Annotated in this window: 19 protein-coding genes and 5 pseudogenes; 11 read left to right on the top strand and 13 right to left on the bottom strand. The window is 72.7% G+C overall.

Annotated elements, in window-relative coordinates; translation table 11 throughout:
* The first annotated feature begins 149 nt into the window (after positions 1-149).
* The 4 genes from G5V59_RS08705 (at position 150) to G5V59_RS08720 (ending at position 2,721) form a co-directional block, all read left to right on the top strand.
* A complete protein-coding gene (locus tag G5V59_RS08705) occupies positions 150-224 on the top strand; it encodes a hypothetical protein (protein WP_278259726.1) in 75 nt (24 codons plus the stop codon).
* Between the two features lie 58 nt (positions 225-282).
* Positions 283-1,707 carry a DMT family transporter gene (locus G5V59_RS08710; protein ID WP_278256193.1) on the top strand — a complete coding sequence of 475 codons (1,425 nt, stop codon included), beginning with the start codon at positions 283-285 and terminating at the stop codon, positions 1,705-1,707.
* A gap of 91 nt (positions 1,708-1,798) precedes the next feature.
* On the top strand, positions 1,799-2,386 hold the full coding sequence (locus tag G5V59_RS08715) for a hypothetical protein (protein WP_278256194.1): 588 nt from the start codon (positions 1,799-1,801) through the stop codon (positions 2,384-2,386).
* A 191-nt stretch (positions 2,387-2,577) separates the two neighbouring features.
* On the top strand, positions 2,578-2,721 hold the full coding sequence (locus tag G5V59_RS08720) for a hypothetical protein (RefSeq protein ID WP_278256195.1): 144 nt from the start codon (positions 2,578-2,580) through the stop codon (positions 2,719-2,721).
* A 13-nt stretch (positions 2,722-2,734) separates the two neighbouring features.
* Here the strand turns inward: G5V59_RS08720 and G5V59_RS08725 are convergent, their stop codons facing one another.
* From G5V59_RS08725 to G5V59_RS08760, 8 genes and pseudogenes are all read right to left on the bottom strand, one after another.
* A complete protein-coding gene (locus G5V59_RS08725; protein WP_341351160.1) occupies positions 2,735-3,352 on the bottom strand; it encodes a beta-eliminating lyase-related protein in 618 nt (205 codons plus the stop codon).
* 70 nt (positions 3,353-3,422) lie between these two features.
* Positions 3,423-3,650 (bottom strand): annotated as a pseudogene (locus G5V59_RS08730) (beta-eliminating lyase-related protein); the annotation flags it as partial.
* 225 nt (positions 3,651-3,875) lie between these two features.
* On the bottom strand, positions 3,876-3,974 hold the full coding sequence (locus tag G5V59_RS08735) for a 3-deoxy-7-phosphoheptulonate synthase (RefSeq protein WP_278259728.1): 99 nt from the start codon (positions 3,972-3,974) through the stop codon (positions 3,876-3,878).
* Between the two features lie 71 nt (positions 3,975-4,045).
* A pseudogene (locus tag G5V59_RS08740) lies at positions 4,046-4,321 on the bottom strand (3-deoxy-7-phosphoheptulonate synthase); the annotation flags it as partial.
* Positions 4,300-4,959: a 3-deoxy-7-phosphoheptulonate synthase gene (locus tag G5V59_RS08745; protein WP_278256196.1), complete on the bottom strand. Its 660-nt coding sequence runs from the start codon at positions 4,957-4,959 to the stop codon at positions 4,300-4,302. The gene G5V59_RS08745 and the pseudogene G5V59_RS08740, both read right to left, overlap by 22 nt.
* Positions 4,932-5,219 (bottom strand): 3-deoxy-7-phosphoheptulonate synthase, encoded by a 288-nt coding sequence (locus tag G5V59_RS36195; RefSeq protein ID WP_341350886.1) that lies wholly within the window; start codon positions 5,217-5,219, stop codon positions 4,932-4,934. Before G5V59_RS36195 ends, G5V59_RS08745 begins: the two co-directional genes overlap by 28 nt.
* Before the next feature lie 64 nt (positions 5,220-5,283).
* Positions 5,284-6,642 carry an APC family permease gene (locus G5V59_RS08755; protein ID WP_278256197.1) on the bottom strand — a complete coding sequence of 453 codons (1,359 nt, stop codon included), beginning with the start codon at positions 6,640-6,642 and terminating at the stop codon, positions 5,284-5,286.
* Between the two features lie 142 nt (positions 6,643-6,784).
* A complete protein-coding gene (locus G5V59_RS08760) occupies positions 6,785-7,360 on the bottom strand; it encodes a hypothetical protein (RefSeq protein ID WP_278256198.1) in 576 nt (191 codons plus the stop codon).
* Between the two features lie 161 nt (positions 7,361-7,521).
* Here G5V59_RS08760 and G5V59_RS08765 point away from each other — a divergent pair.
* Positions 7,522-8,127 (top strand): annotated as a pseudogene (locus G5V59_RS08765) (endonuclease/exonuclease/phosphatase family protein); the annotation flags it as partial.
* On the opposite strand, the gene G5V59_RS08770 reads toward G5V59_RS08765, so the two are convergent.
* Positions 8,117-9,319 (bottom strand): 6-phosphofructokinase, encoded by a 1,203-nt coding sequence (locus G5V59_RS08770; RefSeq protein ID WP_278256200.1) that lies wholly within the window; start codon positions 9,317-9,319, stop codon positions 8,117-8,119. The pseudogene G5V59_RS08765 and the gene G5V59_RS08770 overlap by 11 nt on opposite strands.
* A 35-nt stretch (positions 9,320-9,354) precedes the next feature.
* Between G5V59_RS08770 and G5V59_RS08775 the strand changes: the two are divergent.
* The 4 genes and pseudogenes from G5V59_RS08775 to G5V59_RS08790 all read left to right on the top strand — a co-directional run.
* Positions 9,355-9,885, top strand: a pseudogene (locus tag G5V59_RS08775) (DUF1028 domain-containing protein); the annotation flags it as partial.
* A gap of 200 nt (positions 9,886-10,085) precedes the next feature.
* Positions 10,086-10,175 (top strand): hypothetical protein, encoded by a 90-nt coding sequence (locus tag G5V59_RS08780; RefSeq protein WP_278259729.1) that lies wholly within the window; start codon positions 10,086-10,088, stop codon positions 10,173-10,175.
* Between the two features lie 97 nt (positions 10,176-10,272).
* Positions 10,273-10,587, top strand: coding sequence for a hypothetical protein (locus G5V59_RS08785; protein WP_278256201.1), 315 nt, complete (start codon positions 10,273-10,275; stop codon positions 10,585-10,587).
* Entirely contained in the window at positions 10,530-10,901 is a 372-nt protein-coding gene (locus G5V59_RS08790) for a DUF664 domain-containing protein (RefSeq protein WP_278256202.1), read from the top strand. Before G5V59_RS08785 ends, G5V59_RS08790 begins: the two co-directional genes overlap by 58 nt.
* Here the strand turns inward: G5V59_RS08790 and G5V59_RS08795 are convergent.
* Genes G5V59_RS08795 through G5V59_RS08805 form a run of 3 tightly spaced genes read right to left on the bottom strand, consistent with a single transcriptional unit; the run spans position 10,898 to position 12,411 of the window.
* A complete protein-coding gene (locus G5V59_RS08795; RefSeq protein WP_278256203.1) occupies positions 10,898-11,299 on the bottom strand; it encodes a hypothetical protein in 402 nt (133 codons plus the stop codon). The two genes, G5V59_RS08790 and G5V59_RS08795, sit on opposite strands and share 4 nt — an antisense overlap.
* 24 nt (positions 11,300-11,323) lie before the next feature.
* Positions 11,324-11,680 (bottom strand): hypothetical protein, encoded by a 357-nt coding sequence (locus tag G5V59_RS08800; protein WP_278256204.1) that lies wholly within the window; start codon positions 11,678-11,680, stop codon positions 11,324-11,326.
* Positions 11,677-12,411 carry a TetR/AcrR family transcriptional regulator gene (locus G5V59_RS08805; protein WP_278256205.1) on the bottom strand — a complete coding sequence of 245 codons (735 nt, stop codon included), beginning with the start codon at positions 12,409-12,411 and terminating at the stop codon, positions 11,677-11,679. Before G5V59_RS08805 ends, G5V59_RS08800 begins: the two co-directional genes overlap by 4 nt.
* 28 nt (positions 12,412-12,439) lie before the next feature.
* On the opposite strand from G5V59_RS08805, the gene G5V59_RS08810 reads away from it, so the two are divergent.
* Together G5V59_RS08810 and G5V59_RS08815 are read left to right on the top strand one after the other, a co-directional pair.
* Positions 12,440-12,991, top strand: coding sequence for a hypothetical protein (locus G5V59_RS08810; RefSeq protein ID WP_278256206.1), 552 nt, complete (start codon positions 12,440-12,442; stop codon positions 12,989-12,991).
* Between the two features lie 79 nt (positions 12,992-13,070).
* Entirely contained in the window at positions 13,071-13,730 is a 660-nt protein-coding gene (locus G5V59_RS08815) for an oxygenase MpaB family protein (protein WP_341351161.1), read from the top strand.
* Here G5V59_RS08815 and G5V59_RS08825 read toward each other — a convergent pair.
* A pseudogene (locus G5V59_RS08825) lies at positions 13,697-14,347 on the bottom strand (response regulator transcription factor). The gene G5V59_RS08815 and the pseudogene G5V59_RS08825 overlap by 34 nt on opposite strands.
* Between the last annotated feature and the right edge of the window lies 1 nt (position 14,348).

Genomic DNA, 14,348 nt, shown 5'->3' on the forward strand with positions numbered 1-14,348 from the left:
CGAGATCGACCTCGTCGTCTCCAAGGGCCCCGAGTCGGTGACGGTGCCGTCGGTGCGCTACTCGAGCACCGACTCCGCGGTCGACAAGCCTGGAGGCCCTCGGGTTCAAGGTCAAGAAGGAGCGGGCGAGCATCTACCTCTCCGGCTCCGTGGCCTGGGACACCGACCCGGGCGCGGGCGATCGGGTGCGCAAGGGCAGCACGATCGTCCTCTATGTCGTCTGATCCGTCGTCCGGGCACCCGCGGCGCACGGCGCTGCTGGCGAGCCTCGCCCTGCTCGCGATGACTGCCTGCTGGGGCTCGACCTTCTTCCTCATCAAGGACCTGCTCGAGCGGGTGCCGACCGTCGACTTCCTGGCCGTGCGCTTCCTGGTCGCGGGCGCGGCGATGGTGCTCGTGGCGCCGCGGGCGATCGCGCGCCTGTCCCCCGTCGTACGACGCCGGGCGGTCGTGCTCGGCTGCCTGTACGGCGTCGCGCAGATCCTGCAGACCGCCGGCCTGGCGCACACCCCGGCCAGCGTGTCCGGCTTCGTCACCGGCCTCTACGTCGTGGCGACCCCGCTCTTCGCCGCCGCGGTCCTGCGCACCCGGATCACCGCCACCACCTGGGCCGCGGTGGGGCTCGCGACGGCGGGGCTCGGCGTGCTGACCCTCGACGGCCTCTCGATCGGGTACGGCGAGGCGATCACCCTCGTCGCGGCCTTCCTCTACGCCGCCCACATCGTCGGCCTGGGCGCCTGGTCGAGCGCCGGTGACGCGCTCGGCATGTCGATCCTGCAGGTGCTGGTGATCGCGGCGATCTGCCTGGCAGCGGCGCTGACGACCGGAGCGCCCGGCGTCGTCCTCCCCGAGCGCGGCGCGGACTGGGCGTCGCTGGTCTACATGGCGCTGGTCGCCGGCGCGGCCGCGATGCTCGCCCAGACCTGGGCGCAGTCGCACCTCCCGCCGACGCGCACGGCGATCATCATGAGCATGGAGCCGGTCTTCGCTGCCTTCTTCGCGGTGCTGCTCGGCGGGGAGTCACCGACGGGACGGATGCTCGCGGGTGGGCTGATGGTGCTCGCCGCCATGCTCGTCGTCGAGTCTCGCGCCGCGGCGCAAGATCGAGGCCGAGGTCACCCACCTCGCCGTCTGAGCGCCGCGCCCCTGGCGTTCCGGCCGCGACAGGCGCACCATGGGACGCGGGGGGTCGTTCCCAACAGGAGTCACCATGGCCGGTCACATCATCCACGTCCACGGGACCATCCCGGCCCCACCCCAGCAGGTCTGGGACGTCATCACCGACATCGCCCACGCCGACACCGTGCTGCGCAGCGTCAGCGCGTGCGAGTCGCTGACCGACGGGGAGTACGACGTCGGCACCGCCTGGCGCGAACGACGCAACCTCTTCGGCCACCACGGCACCGAGGACCTCCACGTCGTCGAGGCGGACCCGCCGCGGCGCGCCGTGGTGGAGGCCGAGGTCGGCGACGACGTCATCCGCACGGCGTACCGGCTCACGCCCGACCCGGAGGGCCACCGGACCCGCCTCGCCATGACCACCACGGTCGAGATGAGCCACCGCTCGGCCATGTCCCGGGCGATGTGGGCCATGTTCGGCGGGTTCAGCTACGACCACAGCCGCCGGGTGCTGGAGCACGACCTGGCCGACATCGAGGCGGAGGCCTGTCGCCGCGCGAACACCGGGTGAAGGGCAGATCGCGGTAGGTTGACCCCGCGATGAGCACCCCGACGTACTGCACCAGCTTGCGGGCACGAGCTCGGGGTCGGGCGCTTCTGCACCAACTGCGGACAGCCGGTGCCCGGCCGCCACCCCGAGGCCGCGCCCGGCTCGAGCGCGCCTCCGCCGCCCCGGCCGGTGGTCCCGCCGCCGGTCGGACGAGCTGCCGCCCTCGGCGCGCTACCCGCTCTTCGCGGACGCCCCGACGTCGGCACCGGACGCCACCGCCACCCGGCTCGGCCCCGTCCCGCCCGCTCCTCCCCCGCCTTCGCAGGAGCCCGCACCGGCCCGGCGCCGGACGCCGTGGCTGCCGTGGGTGGTCGCGGTCGCGCTGCTCGCCCTGGTCGCGGGCGTCGGCGGCATCCTGCTGCTCGGCGGGGACGACGGGGACGACAAGGCCGCCGACGACCGGCCGAGCGGTACGACGTCGAGCACGCCCTCCGACGTACCGTCCTCCACGACACCGGACGAGCCCGACGCCACGGGCACCGGTGCGCCGGTCACGCCGCCCGATCCCGCCGACGTCGTCGACCTGACGCCCGGCGTGACCGCGACCGTGCCCGCCGAGGCGCCGCCCAGCCGCAACCGGGCCGGCAAGCCGGTGCGCTTCGTCGCCGCGAACATGTGGGACGGCAACCCCCGCACGGCCTGGCGGATGGCGGGTGACGGCACCGGCGAGACCCTCACCTTCGACCTGGGCCAGGACGTGGTGATCACCGAGGTCGCGATGATCAACGGCTACGCGAAGGTCGACGGCACCGACAACTGGTACCAGGGAAACCGCCGGGTCCGGGCCGTGCAGTGGGAGTTCGACGACGGCACCCGGGTCACCCAGGAGGCTCGCCGACCGCCGCGAGATGCAGCCCGCCGAGCTCGGGCCGATCGCCACCCGCACGATCACCGTGCACCTGCTCACCGTCACCGCGCCGGGCACCGGCCCCAACAGCCGGGACTTCACCGCGATCAGCGAGGTCCGGTTCCTCGGCGCTCCCGCGTCCTAGCGGACGAGCCTGGTCAGCGCAGCAGGCCGGCGAGCACCTGCGCCGCCTGCTCGGCGTCCGCCCGGGAGATGTCCAGGTGGGTGACCAGCCGGACGGTCCGCGCCCCGACGGCGCCGATCAGCACGCCCGCCTCGCGTGCCCGGGCGACCAGGCCCGGTGCGTCCGCACAGTCGAGGGCGACGATGTTGGTGTCCACACCTGCGGGGTCGGTGCCGACGGCCTCGGCGAGCAGCCGGGCGTGCGCGTGGTCCTCGGCCAGCCGCTCCACGTGGTGGTCCAGCGCGTGCAGACCCGCCGCGGCCAGCACGCCGACCTGGCGCATCCCGGCGCCGAGCCGCTTGCGTCGTACCCGGGCCTCGGCGACGGCGTCGGTGCTGCCGAGCATCAATGAACCGACGGGGGCGCCGAGCCCCTTCGAGAGGCAGACCGCGAGCACGTCGGCGATCGCGCCGTAGTCGGCGAAGGGCGTGCCGGTCGCGACATGGGCGTTCCAGATCCGCGCGCCGTCGAGGTGGACGGCGACCCGCTGCTCGTCGGCGTAGGCGCGCAGGGCACGGAGGTCGTCGATCGGCAGCACCGCGCCGCCGGCGAAGTTGTGGGTGTTCTCGACCGACAGCGCCGCGGTCCGCACGAAGTACGGTCCGAGGTCGGGGGCGAAGAGCCTCCCCGATCCGGGCGAGGTCGGCCTGGCCGCGCGGGTCGGACCAGGTGCGCATGGTGATCCCGTTGACCGCGCCGTGGGCGCCGAGACCGGCGCGGGCGATGTGCGCCCGCGCCTCGCAGAGCACCTCCTGGCCGGGCGCGACGACCGCCGCGACGGCGAGCACGTTCGCCAGCGAGCCGGTGGGCGTGAACAGCGCGGCCGGCTTGCCGAACAGCGCCGCGACCCGCTCCTCCAGCACGCGGACGGTCGGGTCCTCGCCGTACACGTCGTCGCCGACCTCAGCCTGCGGCCATGGCCGCGCGCATCGCCTTCGTCGGGCGGGTGACGGTGTCGGAGCGGAGGTCGATCACGACGGCGAGCCTGCCATGTCGGTGGACCGAGACTTGCAGGAATCCCCGCTTACCGGGGTATTCCTACGGTTCTTGGCCGTTGCAACCGTCAAGAACCGTAGGTTTCCCCACTGAAGCGGGGATTCCTGCAAGGCCGCCACCTACGAGTGGCGCAGCATGCCGGCGACCTGGAAAGCCATCTCCAGCGACTGCACGCGGTTGAGCCGCGGGTCGACGACCGACTCGTAGCGGTGCGCCAGGCCGAGACTCGTCGAGTCTGCTCGCCACCGCCGATGATCTCGGTGACGTCGTCCCCGGTGTTCTCCACCAGGATGCCGGCCGGGACCGTGCCGAGGGCGCGGTGGACGTCGAAGAAGCCCTGCACCTCGTCGAGCACGTCCTCGAAGCGGCGGGTCTTGTAGCCGTTGGAGGCCTCGAAGGTGTTGCCGTGCATCGCGTCGCACACCCACGCGACGTTCACGCCCTCGGCGGTGACCTTCTCGACCAGCGGCGGCAGGCCGTCGCGGATCTTGCCGGCACCGAAGCGGGTGATGAAGGTGAGCCGGCCCGGCTCGTTGGCCGGGTTCAGCCTCGCCGCGAGGGCCAGCGCGTCGTCGGCGGTGGCGGACGGGCCGAGCTTTGCAGCCGATCGGGTTGCTGATGTGGCTGAAGTACTCCACGTGCGCGCCGTCGAGCCTGCCGGGTCCGCTCCCCGATCCACACCATGTGGCCGGAGACGTTGTAGGGCTTCTCGGTGCGCGAGTCGATGCGCGTCATCGCGTGCTCGTACTCCAGCAGCAGCGCCTCGTGCGAGGAGTAGAAGTCGACCCGGTGGAACTCGTCGGGGTCGGCACCGATCGCCTGCATGAAGGTCAGCGCGCGGTCGATCTCCGCCGCCATCGCCTCGTAGTGCTGGCCCACGGGGCTGTTGCGGACGAACTCGGAGTTCCAGGTGTGCACCTGGCGCAGGTCGGCGTACCCACCGGTGGTGAAGGCGCGCACGAGGTTCAGCGTCGAGGCCGACGCGTGGTAGACCTCGAGCAGCCGCTGCGGGTCCGGGCGCCGCGACTCCGGGGTGAAGTCGAAGCCGTTGACCGCGTCGCCCCGGTACGCCGGCAGGGTGACCTCGCCGCGCGTCTCGCTGTCGGAGGAGCGGGGCTTGGCGTACTGCCCGGCGAGGCGGCCGACCTTGATCACCGGCACGGACGCGGCGTAGGTCAGCACGACCGCCATCTGCAGTAGCACCCGCAGGCTTGTTGCGGGTGTTGTCGGCGGTCGCGTCGACGAAGGTCTCCGCGCAGTCCCCGCCCTGGAGCAGGAAGGCCTCTCCGCGGCTGGCCGCGGCGATCTTGGCCTTCGAACTCGTCGCACTCGCCCGCGAAGACCAGCGGGGGAAGCGTCCGCAACCGGTCGACGACGGCGGCCAGGGCGGCCGGGTCGTCGTACGACGGCTGCTGCTTCGCGCCGATGGCGTGCAACTGCTCGAGGGACGGGAGGGTGCTCACGCGACGAGTTTACGGCTCACCCCCGGTGGCCGCCGACTCGGCGACCACCCGTGGACGACCTGGCTCACACGGGGTCGTCGGTAGGGTCGATGTCCATGTGCTCGATGTCGGCGAAGTGACCGCCCTCCGGCTTGAAGAACAGCCGGGTGACCGCCCAGAGCACGACGCCGAGCACGAGCAGCCCGCCGGCGATCTTGTACTGGATCATGTCCTCCTCCAGCCGGGCCCACGGGCCGAGCAGGTAGGCACACAGCAGGGCACCGAGGACCGGCACGATCGTGGGCGCCCTGAAGCCGGTGGTCGGGTCGCGGCGCAGCACCAGGCACGCGATGTTGACGATCGTGAAGACCGCGAGCAGCAGGAGGGCCGTCGTCCCGGACAGGGAGCCGACGATCGTGCTGCCCGAGGCCAGCCGGACGTAGATGATCAGGCCGAAGGCGAGCAGCGTGGTGAAGCCGATCGCGACGTACGGCGAGCGACGCTTGGGCAGCACCTTGCCGAGCACCGGCGGCAGCACGTGCTGACGGGCCATGCCGTAGATGAGGCGGCTGGCCATCAGCATGTTGATCAGTGCGGTGTTGGCCACGGCGAAGACGGTCATGAACGGGAAGAAGTCGTCGATCGGCAGGTCGGGGGCGCCGATCCGGACGACGTCGAGCAGGATGCCCGCCTCCTCGTTGGCCGGGTGCGTGACCTGGTCGGCCGGGATCACCGCGATCACCGAGATCGCCACGAGCATGTAGATGATCACCGCGATGCCCAGGCCCGTCAGCATCATCTTCGGGAAGATCCGCTCGGGGTTCTTGGTCTCCTCGACCATGTTGACCGAGTCCTCGAAGCCGACCATCGAGAAGAAGGCGATGGCCGTGGCGATGGTGACGGCCATGAACAGGCCCTTGTCGTCGGGGCTCTCGAAGACCGTGATCCGGTCGAGGTCCCCGTCGCCCCTGCCGATCACCCAGAACCCGATGCCGATCACGATGGCCAGCGCGGCCATCTCGATGATCGTCAGCACGACGTTGAACTTCACGCTCTCCCCCACGCCGCGCAGGTTGATCAGCGCGAGCAGCAGCATGAAGCCGAGCGCCACGGCGAGCACCGCGCCGTTGCCGGGCGAGTCGTCGCCGAGCCCGATCAGCAGGTTCGAGGCGAGCAGTCCCGAGGACGTCGATGCGCTGGTGATGCCCGAGCAGACCACGGTGAAGGCGACCAGGAAGGTCACGAAGTGCACCCCGAAGGCCTTGTGGGCGTAGAGCGCGGCGCCCGCCGCCTGGGGGTACTTGGTGACCAGACCCAGGTAGGAGTACGCCGTCAGGGTCGCGATCGCGAAGGCGACCAGGAAGGGCAGCCAGGCGACACCGCCGACCTGCCCGGCCAGGCGCCCGGTGACGGCGTAGACGCCGGCGCCGAGGATGTCGCCCACGATGAAGAGCAGGAGCAGTCCGGGCCCGAGGACCCGCTTCAGGCTCCGGCTGGCCGTGGCCGGAGGCGTCGACGGGGCCTCCGGGCGTGGTCTCAGTGGTCATGGGCCTCGTCCTTCCCGAGCAGAGAGCCGTTCTCCGGCATCACCTTCGCGCAGCGCGCGCGGAAAGCGAAGCATTTCGACCTTCCGCGTGGGTCATCGGGTCGCTGAGACTCGGCGACGGAGAGCCGTTCGAGCAGGAGCAGGCAGGCCTCGGCGTACGGGTTGCCGGCGGTGCGGACGGCGACCTCGGTCCAGTCCACCTGCTCGCGTACGGCGCGCGCGACCGGCAGCACCGGAGTGAGGTCGCACGCGTGCTCCTCCAGCGCGTTGAGGCTTTGTCGGCGAGCAGCACGGTGGCGGGCAGCACGGGCAGCCGCACGGACTCGACCTCGATCACCTCGGCCGCGTCGAAGCGGTCCCGGGTGATGGTCTCGCCGTCGACGCGGAAGATGACGTCGACCATCGCCTCGTCGATGAAGACCTTGAACAGCCAGTCCTCAGGCGGCTGGACGACGACCAGGTCGCGAGCGGCCAGCAGGTCGCGGACCCGCGCGGCGTCCTCCTCGGCGACCATGAAGTCCACGTCGTGCTCCGGCTCCGGGCCGCCGCGCGCCCACAGGCCGTAGCCACCGGCCAGCGCGAACGGGGTCTCGGCCTCCTTGAGCGCGACGCCCACCTCCTTGAGCGCCTCGCGCAGCGCGTCCTGCCCCGTCGGGCCGGCAGGACGCGCTGCGCGGGCCGAGGCGTCGTCGTGCACCATCCGCCATCACCTCGGACCGCCCGGTACCCCGCTGTCCGACGGCTATGCGCACCGATCTCCGGGGTACCGCAGCCCCGATGCGGATCGCGACCTTCAACATCCTCAACGGCCGGAGCCCCCGCGACGTGGACGTCGACCCCGGGGTCCTCGCCGCGGCCGTGGCCGAGCTCGACCCCGACGTGCTCGCGCTGCAGGAGGTGGACCGCAACCAGCAGCGCTCGGGCCACGCCGACCTGACCGCGGTCGCGGCGGAGGCGATGGGTGCGCCGTACCACCGCTTCGTGGCGGCGCTGTCCGGCAGTCCGGGCGCCACCTGGACGGCGGCGACGGGCAGCGAGCAGCCCGAGGACGCGGCGTACGGTATCGCGCTGCTGAGCAGGCACGAGGTGACCGGCTGGGAGGTGGTGCGCCTGCCGGTGCTGCCGACCCGGGTGCCCGTCCGCTTCGGCGGGCAGTGGCGTCCGACGATGGTGCGCGACGAGCCCCGCGTCGCGGTCGTCGCGAGCCTGCGGGCGCCGGGTGGTGACCTGACGGTCGCGACCACGCACCTGTCGTTCGTGCGCTGGTGGAACGGTCGGCAGCTGGCGCACCTGACCCGAGCGCTGTCCGGGGCCGGGCGACCGCTCCTGCTCACCGGCGACCTCAACATGGGCCTCGACCGCGCTGCCCGGATCACCGGCCTGCACCCCCTGGCTGCCGACCCGACCTTCCCCGTGGACGACCCGAGCGAACAAACTCGACCACGTGCTCGCCGACCGGGCCCTGCCGGCCCGGTCGGAGGCGCGGGCGATGGCGCTCTCGGACCACCGGGCCCTGGTCGTGGACCTGGAGATGTGACCCGCGGGTCAGCCGAAGAAGACCTGCGCCTCGGCGTACTCCTCGGCGCTGACGACCTTCAGCGTCCCGGTGCCCTCGATGAGCGGCACCCGGACGATGTCGGTGCCGCGCAGGGCCACCATCACGCCGTACTCCCCCCTCGGCGACGGCGTCGATCGCCTGCAGCCCGAACCGGGTGGCCAGCCACCGGTCGAAGGCCGTGGGCGTGCCACCCCGCTGGACGTGCCCCAGGACGACGGCGCGCGCCTCCTTGCCCGTGCGGTGCTCGATCTCGGAGGCGAGCCGGTCGCCGATGCCCCCGAGACGGACGTGGCCGAAGGCGTCCTTCCGACCGCTGGCCAGGGTCATCCCGGTGCCATCGGCCGGGACGGCACCCTCGGAGACCACGATGATCGGGGCGTACTCGCTGCGGAAGCGGGTCTCGACGTGCGCGCACACCGCGTCGATGTCGAAGGGCACCTCCGGGATCAGCACCGCGCTCGCTCCCCCGGCGATGCCCGCGTGCAGAGCGATCCAGCCCGCGTGGCGGCCCATCACCTCCACGACCAGGACGCGGTGGTGCGACTCGGCGGTGGTGTGCAGCCGGTCGATCGCCTCGGTGGCGATGTTGACGGCGGTGTCGAAGCCGAAGGTGAAGTCGGTGCCGGAGAGGTCGTTGTCGATCGTCTTCGGCACGCCGACGACCTGGACGCCGAGGTCGGCCAGCCTGGTGGCGACGCCGAGGGTGTCCTCGCCGCCGATCGCGACCAGGGCGTCGACGCCCGCCGCGGCGAGGTTCTCCCGGATCCGCTCGACGCCGCCGTCGACGGCGAACGGGTTGGTCCGCGAGGAGCCCAGGATCGTGCCGCCGCGGGGCAGGATGCCGCGGCACTGCTCGATCCCGAGCGGCATCGTGACGCCCTCCAGCGGACCTCGCCAGCCGTCGCGGAAGCCGACGAACTCGAAGCCGTGCTCCTTGACGCCCTTGCGGACCACGGCACGGATCACCGCGTTCAGCCCGGGACAGTCCCCTCCACCGGTCAGCACTCCGACGCGCATACAGCCAACCTACGCCCGTGCCTAGGCTGATTCCCATGACCTTCTCCATCGTTGCCCGCTCGGCCGACGGCGAGACGTGGGGCGTCGCCGTGGCCTCGAAGTTCCTCGCGGTCGGCTCAGCGGTGCCCGCTGCGGTCGCCGGCGTCGGCGCCGTCGCCACCCAGGCCGACGCGAATGTCGCCTACAAGGGCCTCGTGCTCTCCCACCTCGACGAGGGCGCCACCGCACCGGTCGCCCTGCAGCGGTTGATCGAGGAGGACGAGGGCCGCACCCACCGCCAGGTCGGCATCGTCGACCTCGACGGCACGGCCGCCTCGCACACGGGCGCCGACTGCATCCCGTGGGCCGGCGGCCGCACCGGCGACGGGTACGCCGTCCAGGGCAACTGCCTCGCCGGCGAGGAGGTCGTGGAGGAGATGGAGCGCGCCTGGCTGGCGAGCGACGCCGACGCGCCCCTGCAGGACCGCCTGATGGCCGCGCTGGCCGCAGGTGACGCGGCGGGAGGCGACAGGCGGGGCCGGCAGTCCGCAGCGATCCTCGTCGTTCGTGAGGAGGCGGGCTACGGCGGCCTCGACGACGTCGCCGTGGACCTGCGGGTGGACGACCACCCGGCGCCGCTCGAGGAGCCTGACCCGGCTGCTGGGCCTGCACGAGCTCTACCTCACCGCGTCCACCGAGGAGGAGAAGGTCGTCGTCGACGGCGCCCTGCAGGCCGAGCCTGGAGACCTTCGCCGCGGGCGCCGGGCACCGCGACTTCCGGGCCTGGGTGGGCACCGAGAACTACGAGATGCGGGTGGACCCGGACTTGGCGTGGATCGACCGGCGGGTGCTGGCGATCGTGCGCGAGCAGGGCTGAGCGATGCCGCTGATCCACGTCCTCAACGCCAGTCCGTCCGACAAGGACCGCAAGCGAGCGCTGATCGCCGGGTCTCACGGCGACGTACGAGCGGGTCATGGGGATCCGCCCGGACACCATCCGGGTCGTCGTCCAGGAGATCCCCCGCGACAGCCTGGGGCGTCGCCGGGGTCACCCTCGAGGACTCCGGTCAGGACGAGACCCAGGCAGGGCCGAGCAATGGGTGAGCCTGGAGACCCAGCGCGAGCGGGTGCCGAACCCCGATGGCGGCGAGCGCGAGATCGCGCTGGCCTTCCTCGACTTCGCGCGGCACAGCGTGCTGAAGAAGCCTGGACGGCCTCGACGAGGAGCAGATTGCGCCGCCGGCTGGTGGTCTCCGATACCACCCTGCTCGGCCTGGTGCGGCACCTGACCGACGGCGAGCGCTACTGGTTCGGGCACGTCCTCACCGGCGACCCGGCGCATGCCGACGTGGACTTCACGATGGAGGTACCGGAAGGGACGCCCCCGGCGGAGGTGGTCGCGGACTACCGCACCGCCATCGCGGAGAGCGACCGGAACCTCGCGGCGGCGGGGTTCGACGACCGCACGCCGGTCGAGCACCCCGAGGACGGCCGGCCCTGGACAGTGCGCTGGGTGGTCGCGCACATGACCAGCGAGGTCGCCCGGCACGCCGGGCACGCCGACATCCTGCGCGAGCAGATCGACGAGGTGACCGGGCGCTAGCCCAGGCGGTCCACCGCGGCCTGCGCGGCGTCCCGCTCGGCGGTGGCGGTGCGCAGGCTCCGCGGCGGCGCCGTCACGGACCTCCTCCGCCTCGGCGAGCTCCTCCTCCAGCCCCTCGGCCTGCTCCTCCAGGTCGGCCAGGCGGCGGCGCAGGCTCGTCGGCCTCGGCCTGGACCTGGAGCCTGGCGGGCCTCCAGCCGGTCCACCTCGCCGACCGCCTCGTCGTAGGTCTCCCGGGCGGCCTCGTGCTCCTCGTCGGCCGCCGCGAGGCGCTCCTCGGCCGCGGCGCGGGCCTTGGCCGCCCGGTCCGGGTCCGGTACGACGTGCAGGTCGGGCGGTCCCGGGACCGGCGCCTCGCGCGGGGTGGCGCTGAACCCCAGCGCCTCCGGCAGCGCCACGCTCCGGGCCAGGCTCCGCCTCGCTCAGGCTCCTCCACGCCGGTCGTGCTGAGCACGCCGACGAGCAGCCCGCTGCGCACCGCCCGGCCACAGCCCTCGTCGACCATCGCGGCGGTCAGCGTCGCCTCGACCTGCTCGGCGACGGCCTCGGTGACCCGGATGCCCTCCTCGCCGGCGAGCCGGCGGGCCTGGGTCGTCACGGCGGCGGTGACCTGGCGGCGCTGCTTGGTGAGCGCGCGCAGGCTCGCCGGCGGACATGGCCTGCTGGGCCTGGCGCAGAGCGGCGCCGACGTTGAGCACCTGGTCGACCTGGGCGCCCTCGCGTCGCACGAGCAGGTTGAGGACCCAGGCGGCGGTGCTCGGCTTGCGCAGCGCCTTCACGGGGGCCGCGAGGCCGGTGCCCTTGAGCCTCCTTGGCGCGCGCGTCGCGGGCAGGGGTGAACTCCGCCAGGGGCAGGGCGTAGAAGCTCGTCCGCGATCTCCGAGGAGGTCGGCCACGTCAGGAGTCTTCCAGCCCGGCGCCGATCATGGCGACGGTGAGGTCGATCAGCCTGCTCCCGGTCGACTCCGTCGGGCCGGCCCAGCGCGATCCGCAGGCAGGTCGAGACGAGCACGCCCATCAGCATGAACACCACGCCCTCGAGCCGGTCCGGGTCGAGCCCGGGAAGGTGACGGCGCGGGAGCAGGGTGGCGAGGTGGTGCAGGCTGGGCCTCGATCTCGGGCAGCACGTTGGCGTTGTAGCCCGCCGGCGGCTGGCTGACCATGGCGAGGATGACGCCGCGGTGCCGCTCGAAGCCGTCCACCAGGGTGCGCACGACCAGGCGCAGCGCGGCGTCGAGGTCCAGGCTCCAGGGCGTCGACCACCGAGACCATCAGGTCGTCGCTGATCGCCCGCACCGCCTCGTCGCGCAGCACGGCGAGCAGACTCGGCGCGGTCGTTGAAGTAGCGGTAGAAGGTGCCGCTGCTGACGTGTGCACGCTCGATCACCGCGGTGGTGGTGAGCCGGTCGATGCCGTCCCGGTCGAGGATCGCGACGGCGGTGTCCAGGAGCCGACGCCGGGTCTGCACGGCCCGCTCCTGGCGGGGCCGAGCCCGCTGCCGTTGGGCCATCGGGGTCCTCCACAAAAGTGAATAGAAGGTGAGACTTCCTCACTTTAGCCTGGACGCATGGTCACCGAGCAGGCTCCCCGTCGCCGTCCCGAGCAGCCTGCGCCGGGTCGAGGAGGCCCGCCGTCGGTTCGGGTCGTTCACCGAGGCCTACCTCGACGCGATGTGGCGCGGCGACCCGCTCGCCGACGCCTTCGTGGCCGACTTCCCCGCCCTCGGCCACGGGCCGGCGATGCGGATGCTGCGCCAGGCCTGCCGCGAGGGCATCGACGCCGTCGCCGACGCCCCGGACTCGCTGCGCGCACTCTTCGCCGCGCTCGACGACACCCCCACCTGGCTCGACACCGCGGCCATCGACCACGCCAGCCGCTACACCTCGCGCTACTCCCGTGCCTCCGGGATCGTGCTCGGCGCCGCGTCGCTGGTCAGTGGGTACGCCAACTCCGCCGCCTCCCGGCCCCTCGAGTCTCACCGGCCGGTACGTCGAGAACGCCGGCGCCCGCACGCTCGAGGTCGGCTCCTGGCTGCTCGCCGTCAACCAGCCCGGCGGCCTGGAGCGCTTCTCCGACGGCTTCGAGGCTGACCGTGCGGGTGCGGATCATCCACGCCCTCGTGCGAGCCGACCTCGCCCGCCGGCCGGACTGGGACGCCACGGCCTGGGGGTGCCGATCTGCCAGGCCTACCTGGGCTACACGCTGGTGGAGTTCACGCTGATCCCGCTGCGCGCGATGCGGCGGATCGGGGCGCCGTACCTGCCCGAGGAGGAGGCGGCGGCGTACGCCCGCTGGCGCTACCTGGGGCACCTGCTCGGGATCGAGGAGGCCCTGCTGCCGCGCGACGCGGCCGAGCAGGAGCGGCTGGAGGAGATCTACCTGCTCACCCGTCCCGAGGTCGACGACTACTGCCGCTCGCTGGTGGCGAGCATCAACCGGGACTTCCTGGTACCCGAGATCGAGGGCGTGCTGCCGCGCCGGCTCGCCCGGCACGCGCCGCGCCTGGTGCACGCCCTGGAGCGGCTCTTCCTCGGCGACGAGATCGCCGACGAGCCTGGAGATCCCGCGCACCCGGCTGACCGGCGTCGTGGCGCGCACCGGCCCGGTGCTGACCGCGCTCAACGCCGGCCTCGACCGGGTCCCGGGGACGCTGCCGCGCCGCACCCGCAAGGGCAAGACCTACGAGGCCGAGCAGGAGGAGCGGCTGCGCCGGGACTGGAACGTCCACCACGACCTGGTCGACGCCTCGCCCGCCGGCGGCAGGCGCCACCCCGCCCGAGGCGACTGAGCGGGGATCAGTCCTCGTCGAGGCCCTGCTCGATGGCGTAGCGGGTCAGGCTCGACGCGGTTGTGCATCTGCAGGCTTGCGCAGGGTGTTCTGCACGTGGTTCTGCACCGTGCGGTGGGAGAGCACCAGCCGCTCGGCGATCTGCTTGTAGGACATCCCCTTGGCGACCATCTTGAGGATCTCGGTCTCGCGCTCGGTGAGCCTCTCCCCCGGCGGCGTCTCCGGCTGGTTCATCCGCCGGAACTCCCCCAGCACCAGCGCCGCGAGGCCGGGCGTGAAGACGCTGTCCCCCGCCGCCACCCGTCGTACGGCGCCGAGCAGGCTCCTCGCGCGAGGCGGACTTGACCAGGTAGCCGGTCGCGCCCGCCTTGACCGCCGCCAGCACGTCGTCCTGCTCGCCGGACGCGGACAGGATGAGCACCCGCGAGGAGGGCGCGTCGGCCAGCACGGTCGCGGTCACCTCGACCCCGCTGGGCTCGGGGATCTGCAGGTCGAGCACGACCACCTGCGGCCGGGTCGCCCGGAACCGGTTGATCGCCTCGGTGCCGGTCGCGGCCACCGCGACGACGTCGAAGCCCGCCGCCTGCAGGTCGCGCTCCACGGCGTCGCGCCACATCGGGTGGTCGTCGACGACCATCACCCGGATCGGGTCCGTCATG

This window comes from Nocardioides convexus, assembly GCF_011090295.1.